This is a genomic window from Flavobacterium sp. (assembly GCF_027484205.1).
In the GTDB taxonomy this organism is placed as follows: domain Bacteria; phylum Bacteroidota; class Bacteroidia; order Flavobacteriales; family Flavobacteriaceae; genus Flavobacterium.
Genome location: NZ_JAIXUB010000026.1, coordinates 293936 through 307238 on the forward strand (window position 1 = coordinate 293936; position 13303 = coordinate 307238).

17 protein-coding genes are annotated in these 13303 nt (G+C 30.3%); 9 read left to right on the forward strand and 8 right to left on the reverse strand.

What is annotated here, in order from left to right; all coding sequences use genetic code 11:
• Positions 1 to 11: 11 nt before the first annotated feature.
• From yajC to Q0049_RS15275, 4 genes are all read right to left on the reverse strand, one after another.
• Positions 12 to 287, reverse strand: coding sequence for a preprotein translocase subunit YajC (gene yajC / locus Q0049_RS15260; protein WP_298121658.1), 276 nt, complete (start codon positions 285 to 287; stop codon positions 12 to 14).
• A 12-nt stretch (positions 288 to 299) separates the two neighbouring features.
• Positions 300 to 815 carry a DUF1573 domain-containing protein gene (locus Q0049_RS15265; protein ID WP_298121661.1) on the reverse strand — a complete coding sequence of 172 codons (516 nt, stop codon included), beginning with the start codon at positions 813 to 815 and terminating at the stop codon, positions 300 to 302.
• A gap of 18 nt (positions 816 to 833) precedes the next feature.
• Positions 834 to 1772: a transcription antitermination factor NusB gene (nusB, locus tag Q0049_RS15270; protein ID WP_298121664.1), complete on the reverse strand. Its 939-nt coding sequence runs from the start codon at positions 1770 to 1772 to the stop codon at positions 834 to 836.
• A gap of 84 nt (positions 1773 to 1856) precedes the next feature.
• Positions 1857 to 2960, reverse strand: coding sequence for a Glu/Leu/Phe/Val dehydrogenase (locus tag Q0049_RS15275; RefSeq protein ID WP_298121667.1), 1104 nt, complete (start codon positions 2958 to 2960; stop codon positions 1857 to 1859).
• Positions 2961 to 3154: 194 nt separating this feature from the next.
• On the opposite strand from Q0049_RS15275, the gene Q0049_RS15280 reads away from it, so the two are divergent.
• From Q0049_RS15280 to Q0049_RS15290, 3 genes are all read left to right on the forward strand, one after another.
• Positions 3155 to 4912 (forward strand): ABC transporter ATP-binding protein, encoded by a 1758-nt coding sequence (locus Q0049_RS15280; protein ID WP_298121670.1) that lies wholly within the window; start codon positions 3155 to 3157, stop codon positions 4910 to 4912.
• A gap of 68 nt (positions 4913 to 4980) precedes the next feature.
• Positions 4981 to 5361: a PUR family DNA/RNA-binding protein gene (locus Q0049_RS15285; protein WP_298121673.1), complete on the forward strand. Its 381-nt coding sequence runs from the start codon at positions 4981 to 4983 to the stop codon at positions 5359 to 5361.
• 56 nt (positions 5362 to 5417) lie between these two features.
• A complete protein-coding gene (locus tag Q0049_RS15290; RefSeq protein ID WP_298121676.1) occupies positions 5418 to 5633 on the forward strand; it encodes a hypothetical protein in 216 nt (71 codons plus the stop codon).
• On the opposite strand, the gene Q0049_RS15295 is transcribed toward Q0049_RS15290, so the two are convergent.
• On the reverse strand, positions 5630 to 5965 hold the full coding sequence (locus tag Q0049_RS15295) for a tRNA-binding protein (protein WP_298121678.1): 336 nt from the start codon (positions 5963 to 5965) through the stop codon (positions 5630 to 5632). The two genes, Q0049_RS15290 and Q0049_RS15295, sit on opposite strands and share 4 nt — an antisense overlap.
• A gap of 117 nt (positions 5966 to 6082) precedes the next feature.
• Between Q0049_RS15295 and glgA the strand changes: the two genes are divergently transcribed.
• Both glgA and Q0049_RS15305 read left to right on the forward strand, forming a co-directional pair.
• A complete protein-coding gene (glgA, locus tag Q0049_RS15300) occupies positions 6083 to 7309 on the forward strand; it encodes a glycogen synthase (protein ID WP_298121681.1) in 1227 nt (408 codons plus the stop codon).
• Between the two features lie 12 nt (positions 7310 to 7321).
• Entirely contained in the window at positions 7322 to 8593 is a 1272-nt protein-coding gene (locus Q0049_RS15305; protein WP_298121682.1) for a glucose-1-phosphate adenylyltransferase, read from the forward strand.
• A 24-nt stretch (positions 8594 to 8617) separates the two neighbouring features.
• Here the strand turns inward: Q0049_RS15305 and Q0049_RS15310 are convergent, their stop codons facing one another.
• The 3 genes from Q0049_RS15310 to Q0049_RS15320 form a co-directional block, all read right to left on the reverse strand.
• Positions 8618 to 9172, reverse strand: a complete 555-nt coding sequence (locus tag Q0049_RS15310) for a hypothetical protein (RefSeq protein ID WP_298121685.1) — start codon at positions 9170 to 9172, stop codon at positions 8618 to 8620.
• A 77-nt stretch (positions 9173 to 9249) separates the two neighbouring features.
• The gene (locus Q0049_RS15315; RefSeq protein WP_298121688.1) at positions 9250 to 9531 is read right to left on the reverse strand and encodes a cytochrome c; all 282 of its coding nucleotides are present in this window, start codon (positions 9529 to 9531) and stop codon (positions 9250 to 9252) included.
• A 91-nt stretch (positions 9532 to 9622) separates the two neighbouring features.
• On the reverse strand, positions 9623 to 10555 hold the full coding sequence (locus Q0049_RS15320) for a peptidylprolyl isomerase (protein WP_298121690.1): 933 nt from the start codon (positions 10553 to 10555) through the stop codon (positions 9623 to 9625).
• Positions 10556 to 10644: 89 nt separating this feature from the next.
• Between Q0049_RS15320 and Q0049_RS15325 the strand changes: the two genes are divergently transcribed.
• From Q0049_RS15325 to rplS, 4 genes are all read left to right on the forward strand, one after another.
• Positions 10645 to 11088, forward strand: coding sequence for a DUF1569 domain-containing protein (locus Q0049_RS15325; RefSeq protein WP_298121693.1), 444 nt, complete (start codon positions 10645 to 10647; stop codon positions 11086 to 11088).
• Between the two features lie 10 nt (positions 11089 to 11098).
• Positions 11099 to 11896 carry a bifunctional 2-polyprenyl-6-hydroxyphenol methylase/3-demethylubiquinol 3-O-methyltransferase UbiG gene (locus Q0049_RS15330; RefSeq protein WP_298121696.1) on the forward strand — a complete coding sequence of 266 codons (798 nt, stop codon included), beginning with the start codon at positions 11099 to 11101 and terminating at the stop codon, positions 11894 to 11896.
• A gap of 16 nt (positions 11897 to 11912) precedes the next feature.
• Positions 11913 to 12590, forward strand: a complete 678-nt coding sequence (gene trmD / locus Q0049_RS15335) for a tRNA (guanosine(37)-N1)-methyltransferase TrmD (protein WP_298121699.1) — start codon at positions 11913 to 11915, stop codon at positions 12588 to 12590.
• 210 nt (positions 12591 to 12800) lie between these two features.
• Positions 12801 to 13157, forward strand: coding sequence for a 50S ribosomal protein L19 (rplS, locus tag Q0049_RS15340; RefSeq protein WP_298121702.1), 357 nt, complete (start codon positions 12801 to 12803; stop codon positions 13155 to 13157).
• The last annotated feature ends 146 nt before the right edge of the window (positions 13158 to 13303 follow it).

Sequence of the window (13303 nt, forward strand, 5' to 3'; positions counted from 1 at the left end):
ACTAATTGTAATTATGCTTTCTTGTTCAAGGCTGCGCTCATTTCCATAGAAATTGCAGAACGCTCCATTTTCAATTTTCCAGACATTGTTTCGATTACAATTGTTGTTTCTGCTAATTCAGATATTTTTCCGTGAAGACCACTTTTAGTAATGATTTTATCTCCTACTTTAAGTGAATTTTCAAATTCTTTTTCCTTTTTAGCTCTTTTTTGTTGTGGTAAAATCATAAACATATATAAAACCACAAACATTAAGACGTAAGGTAAAAACTGCATTGCTTTATCCATAATATATTTTTTTTAGTTTGGTAAATTTAAATTAGGTTTTGGTGTTCTTTTTTTCTTTTCTCTTCCTCCTTTTATCATAGCTTTAATATGAAGTTTTTCAGTACCATTTTTTGTATTTGCAAGTAATGTTACCGTTTTGTGCTGTTCTCCATTTTTTCCTGCGCTATTAAAAATAACTTTAATTTTACCGTTTTCACCTGGTTTAATTGGTTCTTTTGGATATTCAGGAACAGTACATCCACATGAACCAACAGCTTTTGAGATAATTAAATCCTTATCACCAGTATTTGTAAATTTGAAACTATAATTTACTTTATCAGGATGATTAATAATTCCAAAATCATGTTCCGTTTTATCAAAAGTCATTTCAGTTAAATCGCCTTTTGGAACATATTTTGGTGCCTTTTCGTCCGTTGGAATTGGCTTCATCGTTTGTTCTATTGACGTTGGTCCAGTTTGTTGTTCTTCTTTTTTATTGCATGACGAAAGAACAATTAATGCAGAAATAACATAAACAATTTTTCTCATATAATTTTAAATTAAATTTTATAATAAACCTCTTCCTATTTTTTTTATTCTATTTTCAGTTTGAAATTGCTTCACTAAATTATCTAAAATTCCGTTAATAAAAACACTACTTTTTGGTGTAGAATATTCTTTTGCAAGTTCTAAATATTCATTGATAGTTACTTTTAATGGAATAGATGGAAAATTTAAAAACTCACAAATTGCCATTTTTAAAATTATTGTATCTAATTCAGCAATTCTTTCAATGTCCCAATTAGGTGTTTTATCGATAAACTCTTTTGCCAATTTGTCTTCGTTCAAAACTGTTTTTCTATAGAGTGTAGCTGCAAAATCTCTATCTTCAATATCTTTATATAACTTAGAAATTCTAAAATCCTCGTCTTTAGAAAACTTTTTTAACTGTTTCAATATTTCAGTATTAACAACTGGAATATCATCAACCCAAGTCAACTTAAAATCTTCTAAATAAGAGTATAATTTTTCATTTGGAGCAATTACTTCAGAAAATAAATCGGCTATAAAAAAACGTTCTTCTTCAAAAGTTACGCTCTTTTTATCCATGTAATTCAAATATAAATCACTTTGTTTCACAGCTTGAAGAAGCATTAATATAGTATCGTCATTAATACTCCAATTGTTAATTTTTCTATCCTCAATAGCAATACTTAAGGAATTACTTTCTTCCAAAGCTAGTAACACAGAATTATTTATAAAACGCAAATTAGGGTTTCGTTCTTCAGCGGTAGCAAGATGCTTTTTCTTAGAAATTTCAATGTAATCAATTTCTTTTTTTCTAATTTCCGTCAGAGTTGTCAACATGATTAGGTACAAATCTAGAATATTTTCTAAACTAGCTGTTAAGAATTTTTCTTGTTTTTCAAGATTATCTGAACCACTTTGATGCATTGCATAGATAGTTTGCATCACTTTTACTCGAATATGTCTTCTGTTTAACACGGATAAGAACTTTTAAAAATTAACAAAGCGAAAGAAATTGCTCTTTCGCTTTGCAAAAATAAAACTATTTTTTTCAATCGCTACTTATTTAGCGTTTTCTTTTTTTCTTTGTTCAATTCTATTTTCTGCTATAGCCATTGCCGCTTTTTGTGGCGTCAAATTATTTGCTTTAGCATAATCAAAAATCTCTAAAGTAGTATTGTAGATATTTTCAGTTCTACGAATTGATTCGGCTTTGTCATAATGAGCAATTTCTGCATAAACATTAATAATTCCACCTGCATTAATTAAGAAATCTGGTGCATAAACGATACCTCTTTCTAACAAAATTGGTCCGTGAACGTTTTCATTTGCCAACTGATTGTTTGCTGCTCCAGCAATTACTTTAGCATTTATCTTGTAAATTGTGTCGTCGTTGATAGTTGCTCCAAGTGCGCAAGGTGCATAAATATCAACATCTGCTGTATATAAATCGCTTCCTGTATAAATTGAAGCGCCATATTTTTTGCTAACTTCTTCAAGTCTTCCCTCATTAATATCTGAAATTTGAACTAAAGCTCCTTCTTTAGTTAAATAATCAACTAAAGTTTCACCAACGTGTCCAATTCCTTGAACTAACACTTTTTTTCCGTCTAATTTATCAGAACCAAACTGATATTTAGCAGCAGCTTTCATTCCCATGTAAACACCATAGGCAGTTACTGGAGAAGGATTACCAGAACCACCACGAGATTCAGAAATTCCTGTTACGTATGGAGTTACATCACGAACAGTATCCATATCTGCAGTTACCATTCCTACATCTTCAGCAGTGATATATCTACCTGATAATGAATGAACAAACTCACCAAATTTGCGCATCATTTCTGGAGTTTTTTCAGTTTTGGCATCACCAATAATAACAGCTTTTCCACCACCAAGATTTAAACCAGTGATTGCAGATTTGTATGTCATTCCTCTTGAAAGACGCAAAACATCGTTTAATGCTTCCCATTCGTTTGCATACTTCCACATTCTAGTTCCACCTAAAGCTGGTCCTAAAACTGAATTATGAATGCCTATTATTGCTTTTAATCCTGTATCTTTGTCATTGCAAAAAACAATTTGCTCGTGATTATCAAATGATAGTTGTCCGAAGACCGGATCCATTTTTTGAAGCTCTTTTGGAGTTGTGATTTCTGTAGTCATAAAAATATATTTGGGTTGCGACTTTATCAATAAGTCATCGCAAATTTAACTTTTTATTCAAAATAATTCATGAAATTTAGTTTTAATTAGCATATTGTTAATAAAATAAATTTTAAATGAATATTTTAAAATTAAATTATTTCTATTTTTTTAACAATAGTAGAAATAATTCTACAAACAATTTATAATTTAAAATGAAAGAATTACAATATTTAAATAAATATTTTATCAAATATAAATACCGTTTTTTATTAGGTATTATCATTACAATTGTTGCGCAAATCTTTAGATTATTTACTCCAAAATTGATTAGTAAATCATTTAAAGCCATTGAAGATTTTCATAAAACTAATGCAAGTAACGACATAATTAAAAATCAACTTATTGAAAATGTATTACTTATTATTGGAACTACGATTATCGCTGGTATTTTAACTTTCTTGATGCGTCAAACCTTAATTGTGATGTCACGTCATGTAGAATTTGATTTGAAAAATGAAGTTTTTAAGCATTATGAAGTTTTAGATCAGAATTTTTACAAACAAAATCGTACTGGTGATTTAATGAGTAGAATTAGTGAAGATGTTGCTAAAGTGCGAATGTATGTTGGTCCGGCAGTTATGTACACCATAAATACTTTAATTACCTTTACAATTGTAATTATATATATGTATAATGTTTCGCCAAGATTAACATTATATACGCTTCTTCCCTTGCCTGTTTTATCGTTTATTATTTTCAAATTGAGTGTTGAAATCAACAAACGAAGTACTATTTTTCAGCAATATTTATCAAAAATTTCGAGTTATACACAAGAAGTTTTTTCGGGAATAAGAGTTATAAAAGCTTATGGTTTAGAGAAACAACATCAAAACAATATTATTGATTTAGCTAAAGAAAGTAAATCAAAAAGTATGAGTTTGGCTAATGTTCAATCCTTTTTTGGACCGTTGATGGTGACTTTGATAGGTGTGAGTAACTTGGTGGTGATTTATTTTGGAGGAATGATGTACATCAATGGCGAAATTGATAGCATTGGAAAAATTGCCGAATTTATTTTATATGTCAATATGCTAACTTGGCCTGTTGCCACAATTGGTTGGGTTTCATCGTTAGTTCAAGAAGCTGAGGCATCGCAAAAAAGATTGAACGAGTTCTTAAAAGTGGAACCAGAAATCAAAAACACTAATCCAAATCATTCTGTAATTAAAGGTGAAATTGAATTTAAAAATGTGAGTTTTACCTATGATGATACTAATATTGAAGCTTTGAAAGATGTTTCCTTTAAAGTTGCAAAAGGACAAACGCTCGCAATTTTAGGTAAAACAGGTTCAGGAAAATCGAGCATTCTTACCTTAATTACAAGAATGCACGATGTAAAAATTGGAAAAATTTTAATGGACGGAATTCCTTTAGCAGAATTGAATCTATATGATTTAAGAAATAGTATTGGGATTGTTCCTCAAGACGCCTTCTTGTTTTCAGATTCCATAAAGAATAATATCAAATTTGGAAAAGAAAATGCAACTGACGAAGAAGTATTTGAAGCAGCAAGAAAATCAGTAGTTCACGATAATATCATTCAGTTCAACCAACAATATGAAACCATTCTTGGAGAAAGAGGAATTACACTTTCTGGTGGACAAAAACAACGTGTTTCTATTGCAAGAGCGATTATAAAAAACCCTGAAATTCTTCTTTTTGACGATTGTCTTTCAGCGGTTGATACAGAAACGGAAGAACAAATTTTGAATAATTTATTAGAAATTTCTAAAAATAAAACGACAATAATTGTCAGTCACAGAGTTTCATCGGCAAAAAATGCTGACTTAATAATTATTTTAGAAGAAGGAAAAATCATTCAACAAGGTTCTCATAATCAATTAGTAAACCAAGAAGGATATTATAAAGAACTCTATTATAAACAACTTTCTGAAAAAGAAGTAGAATAATTCTTGCATCGTAACATTTTTTTTATCATTTTCGTAAAAGAAAAACTACACTAATTGATAGAACGAATATGAGAGAACATGACATGTTAGAAAAAGACGAAATTTTTTCTAAAGTATTAAGAGCAGGAAGAAGAACTTATTTCTTTGATGTAAGAGCTACAAAAGCTGATGACTACTACATTACCATTACTGAAAGTAAAAAATTTACTGAAGAAGATGGATCATTTCACTTTAAAAAGCATAAAATTTATTTGTACAAAGAAGATTTTACCGCTTTCAAAGAAATTCTAGACGAAATGACTTCGTTTGTTTTAAATAATAAAGGTGAAGAAGTAATTTCTGAAAGACACCAAAAAGATTTCAAGAAAGAATATTTTACCGAAAAAACAGAAGGTGAAGAAGAACCAAAAACATCAAGTTTTACAGATATTGATTTTGATGATATCTAAATGAATAACAAACTCCAAAAGTTTAAAGATTTTTGGAGTTTTTAATTTCCCAAACTATGCAAAAATTTCTAGCTTTTTTAAATAAATACGCCTTTGTTTTCAATTCGATTAGTATTGTTTTTTGGTTGTACATTATCTATGCAAACTACCGTCAAATAGAAGCTGAAAACTCTGGTGATGAAAGAAATAAATTTTATATTGTTCCAATATTATTTATTCTACTTTCCATTTTTAATATATACATGGCAAATAAACGTAGAAAGCAAAACTAAGCGATTCTCAAACCGTTTTCTACTTTTAAATCGGAAGATAAAAGGACGACTTCATCCTCATTTACAGCACCTAAAACCAAACATTCACTCATAAATTTTCCAATTTGTTTCTTAGGAAAATTCAATACTGCTATGATTTGTTTGCCAATTAAATCTTCTTTTGAATAGCGTTTTGTTATTTGTGCAGACGATTTTTTAATTCCAATTTCTGAACCAAAATCTATTGTCAATTGATAAGCTGGTTTTCTGGCTTCGGGAAAATCATTTGCTTCAATAATTGTTCCTACGCGCATTTCAACTTTTTCAAAATCATTCCAAGTTATAGGTTCCATAAAATTGTATTTATTTACAAAAATACAAATTGTATAGTTTTTATATAAGTTAAAAAACGAATTGATAAAATAAATTCCCTAACTTTATAATTCATAAATTATGATTATTTTACTTGTATGAAAATAGCCCTTTTTTCCAATGAGTTTCCACCTAATATATATGGTGGTGCAGGTGTACACATCGATTTTTTAAGCCAAGAGTTGTCAAAACTAGGGCAAGTGGAAGTTCGATGTTTTGGAAATCAATTGGAAGAAAAAGACACCATGAACATTGTTGGAATAAATTCTTCACTAACAAAAATGGAAGATGCTAGCAATCCGCACATCAAAATGTTCCATAATTTGAGTAAAAATGTAGAAATGTCGCAACATACATTACAAGCCGACGTAATTCATTGTCATACTTGGTACACACACTTAGCAGGAATTTTTTCGAGAGAATTATTGCAAGTTCCATTGATCTTAACAACACACAGTTTAGAAACGCATCGACCATGGAAAGTAGAACAACTAGGAAATGGTTATTTTCTTTCACGTTGGATTGAAAATCATGCATACAATACCGCAGATGGCGTAATTGCTGTTAGTGAACAAATGAAAACCGATGTTGTGGAAGCTTATGGAATTAATCCTGAAAAAGTTACAGTAATACATAATGGGATCGATCCTGAATTTTACAAACCAACATTTGACAATAATTTGTTAGTAGAATTTGGTGTCAATCCTGAAATTCCGTTTGTGCTTTTTGTCGGAAGAATTACTCGTCAAAAAGGGATTTCGCAGTTGATTTCGGCTGCAAAATATTTCAATAAAAATTGTCAAATTGTTTTATGTGCTGGCGCACCAGATACTGACGAAATAGCAAAAGAAACCGAAAATCTGATAGCCGAATTAAAATCGCAACGTGACGGAATTATTTTGATTTCTGAAATGCTTCCAAGAGAGAAAGTTAAAGTATTATATAGCCACGCAAGAGTTTTTGCTTGTCCATCCTTGTACGAACCTTTTGGTATTATCAATCTCGAAGCTTTATCGTGTGAAACTCCAGTTGTAGGAAGTGCCGTTGGTGGAATTCCAGAAATTATAACAGAAGGAGAAACAGGTTATTTAATTCCGCTAGAAAGTGTTTCAAGAACTGATTTTAATCCAAAAAATCCAGAAGAATTTCAAAGGAATTTTGCTTCAAAAATTAATTTATTATTAGAAGACGAAACGCTTGCAAAAAATATGGGAAAAGCCGGAAGAAAAAGAGTTTTAGAGAAATTTAGTTGGGAATCTATAGCAAAAACTACCTACAACTATTACGAAGAAGTAATATCAAAATTTGAAAAAGAAAAAGCATAAATACTAATAAAGATGAAAAAAAGTACATTAGCTATTATTTTAGGTGGCGGACAAGGTTCAAGATTATCTCCATTAACAGAAAGTCGTTCAAAACCAGCAGTTCCGATTGCTGGAAAATACCGATTGGTTGATATTCCTATTTCAAATTGTATTAATTCTGACATTAAGAGAATGTTTGTATTAACGCAATTTAATTCGGCTTCTTTAAATCAACACATCAAAAACACCTACCATTTTAGTCACTTTAGCACTGCTTTTGTAGATATTTTAGCGGCTGAACAAACGCCAGACAATCCAACTTGGTTTCAAGGAACTGCTGATGCTGTTAGACAATGTATGAATCATTTTTTAAATCACGAATTTGATTATGCTTTGATTTTATCTGGTGACCAATTGTATCAAATGAATTTTAACGAGATGATTAAAGCGCATCAAGAAAGTGGTGCCGATATTTCAATTGCAACCTTACCTGTTACTGCAAAAGAAGCTCCTGAATTTGGAATTTTAAAAACCGATTCTGAGAACTTTATTACATCATTTATTGAAAAACCAAATGTTAGTTTGTTGCCAGAGTGGACTTCGGAAGTTAGCGAAGAATCTAAAGCGGAAGGAAAACATTACTTAGCTTCGATGGGAATTTACATTTTCAACAGAAATTTATTGATTGAATTGATGTCGAACCAAGAAACAAAAGATTTTGGAAAAGAAATCATTCCTCAAGCCATCGGAAAACAAAAGATATTGAGTTATCAATATGAAGGATATTGGACCGATATTGGAAATATTGATTCGTTCTTTGAAGCTAATTTAGGATTGACAGATGATATTCCGAAGTTTAATTTATTTGATAATTCGGGTAAAATTTACACACGTGCCAGAGTTTTACCTCCATCAAAAATTACAGGCGGAACAACCGTTGATAAGTCAATTATTGCCGAAGGTTGTATCATCAATGGAACTAAAATTGAACATTCCGTAATTGGAATTCGAACAAGAATAAATCGCGATTCTATTATTACAAATTCTTATTTGATGGGTAATGATTATTATCAAAATTTAGACGAAATAAGTCACAATGTTTATAATAATATTGTGAATATAGGTATTGGTGAACGTTGTTTTATTAACAACACTATTGTAGATAAAAATTGTAAAATTGGTAATGATGTAAAACTCAACGGAGGAAAACATTTGAAAGATGCTAACACAGATTTATATACTATAAAAGACGGAATTATAGTAGTAAAAAAAGGAGTGACTTTGCCCGACGGATTTACAATATAAAGGGATAAAATCTAATTTTTTGTTTTATTTAGTTGCTTTCTTGAGGATTACCTCTAATGGTTTATTGGCTTTTCTGCCAAATTGAACCACATAGTCTTGTGCTTGATTGGTGCATAAAACAAACATATCAAAAAAACCTAAATCAACAATTTGAGTTTCAAATAAACCTCCGTTTTCTTTTCCATCGATGTCTTCAATTTTTACTTTGACTTCATCAGCGGGAAAAGTATTAATTATTGATAGAAAATAGTTGTCTTTGGCATAAGGAAAAAACCATCGCTCTTTTTTATTCTCGGCAGGAATCTCAGATTTTACTTCTTCGTCAATTTTATAATTGAATGAAAAAATTAAGGGCTTATTCTCATTTTTCCAACTGTATTTATTATTGACATTTATCAATTCATTTCCATTTGAATCTACTAATGACAATTTTAAACCTTTGATGTTTTGCTTTACTCCTTCTTCATGAACATTCAAAACTAAATAAGAGGTAAAGTCATAACCACAATGTTGTGCCTGACTCATATCTTGTGCCTGAATTGATAAAGTGGCTAATAAAAATAAAATTAAATAACGCATTGAAAGTAAATAATGTTCAAAGATAATAACTCAAAAACTATTCCAATAAAAAAATCCGCCAAAAGACGGATTGATTTTTAATTTGCAGTTACATAACTATATATTTTCTCTCTTTGCTCATCAGAGATTTTAGCTTTTTTCTGCATTCTTAACATGATGGGCTTCCATTGTTCAGCATTAAAATCTTTTGGTTTATAAAGATCATGGCATTTTGCACAATTATTTTCATACAAACTTTTACCTTCAGCTAATTCTGCAGAAAGCTCAACTTTTTTTGGTTCTGTTGATGGAACTACTTTTGGCGAACAAGAATAAATCATTATTCCTAAAAATGCCATGACAAGAATTTTTGTTTTCATTTTTTTATTATTGGTTTTGCTAAAGTAAATATAAAAAAAATCCCAACAGAAAATCTATCGGGATTGTTTTTTTACATTTAATTTACACTATTTACTTAACGTCCATAAGTTCAACGTCAAAAACTAAAGTTGCATTTGGAGGAATAACTCCACCAGCACCAGAGGTTCCATAACCTAAATAAGATGGAATTACAAAACGTGCTTTATCACCAACTTCTAACAATTGAATTCCTTCATCCCAACCCTCAATAACGTGCCCTTTTCCTAAAGGAAACTCAATTGGTTTTTTTCTTGGATAAGATGAATCAAATGTTTTACCATTTTCCAATTGTCCAGTATAATGAACAGAAACTGTTTTTCCTGCTTCTGCTTTTTTACCATTTCCTTTTTGGATGATTTTATATCTCAAACCACTTTCTGTTTTATCAAAACCAGCAGCTAATTTTTCCATAGCTTCTTCAGCTTGCTTTTTAGCCTCTTCAATTCTTTTCAATCTAGAACCTTCAAACGTTCTAAAAGCTTCAATAGCATTCCATTTTTCAGCTTCTTCTCCTACTCTAACAATTTCTAAAGAGTCAATTAAATCACCTTGAGCAACAGCATCAACCACATCTTGACCTTCAACAACATGACCAAAAACGGTGTGTTTTCCATCTAACCATGATGTAGGAACGTGTGTTATAAAAAATTGAGTTCCATTTGTTCCTGGACCAGCATTTGCCATAGATAAAACTCCAGGTCTATCATGTTTCAAACTTGGATGAAATTCATCGTCAAACTTATAACCTCCATCACCAGTTCCAATTCCTTGTGGGCAACCACCTTGAATCATAAAATCTGGAATTACTCTATGAAATTTTAATCCGTCATAATACGGTTTTCCCATTGGCTTAGCTGTATTTTCTAACTGACCTTCAGCTAATCCTACAAAGTTTCCAACTGTTCCTGGTGTTAAATCGTGCGTTAATTTTACTAAAATTGAACCTTTAGAGGTATTAAATTTAGCATATATTCCATTTTCCATTCTAATGTATTTTTATTTAAAGTGCAAAGGTAAAATAATATTATTGATTATTAATAAAATTGTATTTTTGACTAACCAAAAACATAAAAATGAGTTCTATTTATAACAAAACAGATAATGATGTTATCATTTCAAGAATTAATAAATTAACTTTTGAAAGTAAAGCCGTTTGGGGAAAAATGACTGTTGACCAAATGCTAAAACATACAAATAAAGCCGTTATTGTAGCTTTTGGTGAAAATGAAATCAAAGTCAATTTTTTGATGAAGTTTTTAGGAAAGATGATTAAAAATAAAATTTTTAATTCTGAATTTAAAAAAAATAGTCCTACTGCAAAAGAATTTATTTTTACCGACAAATACGATTTTGAATCATCAAGAAATGAATTAATCAAAAATTTTAGTCGTTTTGCTGAAGGTGAAAACTCAATTAAATTAACAAACCATCCTTTTTGGGGAAAAATGTCATCTGAAGATTGGGACAAATTAATGTGGAAACATGTTGACCATCATTTAAGACAATTTGGTGTTTAAAAATTAGGATATGAAAGAAAATGATTATATAAAAATCAATAAGCAAACTTGGAATAATAAAACCGATGTTCATATTACCTCTGAGTTTTATGATATGCAAGGCTTTTTGGATGGAAAATCTACACTAAATTCGATTGAACTGGAATTACTTGGCAATATAAAAGGAAAAAGTATCTTACATTTACAATGTCATTTTGGCCAAGATACGATGACATTTTCTAGAATGGGTGCAAAAGCAACAGGTGTTGATTTATCTGATAAAGCTATTGAAAGAGCACGTGAATTTGCATCAAAATTAAATCTTGATACCAGTTTTGTTTGTTGTGATATATATGACACACCAAACTATATTGATGAAAAGTTTGATGTTGTTTTTACTAGTTATGGAACAATTGGTTGGTTTCCAGATTTAGATAAATGGGCGAAAGTCATTTCACATTTTTTAAAACCAGAAGGAAAATTTATAATGGCTGATTTTCATCCTGTTGTTTGGATGTATGACAATGATTTTAAGGAAGTTTTCTATAACTATTTCAATGTTGAACCAATTATTGAAAATGAAGAAGGAACGTATGCTGATAAAGAAGCTGAAATTTCAACACAAACAACAACCTGGAATCACCCAACATCTGAACTATTAAATTCATTAATTAATAATGGATTAGAGATTAATTGTTTCAATGAATATGATTACTCTCCTTATAATTGTTTTAATCAAACGGAAGAATTTGAACCAAATAAATTCCGAATAAAACATTTTGGCAATAAAATTCCAATGGTGTATTCTATAAAAGCAAGTAAAAAATAATATTTATCTTTGCAAAATGCGAATAGATATTATTACCATTTTACCAGATTTACTTCGAAGTCCTTTTGAAGCATCCATTATGAAACGTGCCATTGATAAAGGATTAGTAGAAGTTCATTTTCACAATTTAAGAGATTATACAACTAACAAACAAAAATCAGTAGACGATTATCCGTTTGGTGGTGGCGCAGGAATGGTAATGACGATTCAACCTATTGATGCTTGTATTACGCATTTGAAAAGTGAAAGAACTTACGACGAAATCATTTATATGTCGCCTGATGGTGAAACATTAAATCAAAAAATGGCTAATACCGCATCGATGTATAAAAATATAATTATTCTTTGTGGACATTATAAAGGTGTTGATCAACGAGTTCGTGATCATTTTATTACTAAAGAAATTTCTATTGGTGATTATGTTTTGAGTGGTGGTGAAATTGGAGCCATTGTATTTTGTGATGCCATTATCAGATTAATTCCCGGAGTTTTATCAGATGAAACTTCTGCTTTAACTGATAGTTTTCAAGATGGATTGCTTTCAGGACCAATTTACACACGTCCAGCAGATTATAAAGGATGGAAAGTTCCTGAAGTTTTAACTAGCGGACACTTTGCTAAAATTGACAAATGGCGTGAAGACATGGCATTTGAGCACACAAAAAATCGTCGTCCTGATTTACTTGAAGACTAGAGAAAAGAGCGAAGAAAAAAGAAGAAAGATACTTCTTTTAAAAAATTGGAATTTAACTAGCTGATTTCTTGCTTCTTGCCTCTTTTTTCTTTTTCCAAAAATAGGTTTGCAACTTTAGATTTTTTAGTTATCTTTGCACCCACATTTGACCAACCTCTGGCGAAAACCGTGAATGTTGCTCAGATTTTTAAACCATAATTAGCATTAAAAATGGCAAATTTAGTAGATTTCGTTAATAACGAATTATCAACAAAAAATGATTTCCCTGCGTTTGGAGCTGGTGATACAATCACAGTTTACTACGAAATTAAAGAGGGTGAAAAAACAAGAACTCAGTTTTTTAAAGGAGTTGTAATTCAAAGAAAAGGTTCAGGAGTTACTGAAACATTTACAATTCGTAAAATGTCAGGTTCAGTTGGTGTAGAGCGTATCTTCCCAGTTAACATGCCAGCTTTACAAAAAGTTGAAGTGAATCAAAGAGGTAAAGTTAGAAGAGCAAGAATTTACTACTTCAGAGAACTTACTGGTAAAAAAGCAAAAATCAAAGAGAGAAGATACAAAAACTAATTCTTTCTTTAGAAACAATAAAAAAATCCTTTCCTTCAAAACGAAAGGATTTTTTTTATGCAAAAAACCCATCCTTAAATTATCAAATTCATAATTAAAGTTCTTTTAAATATCAATTTAATAATTCAATCGATTTCGTCACTCAA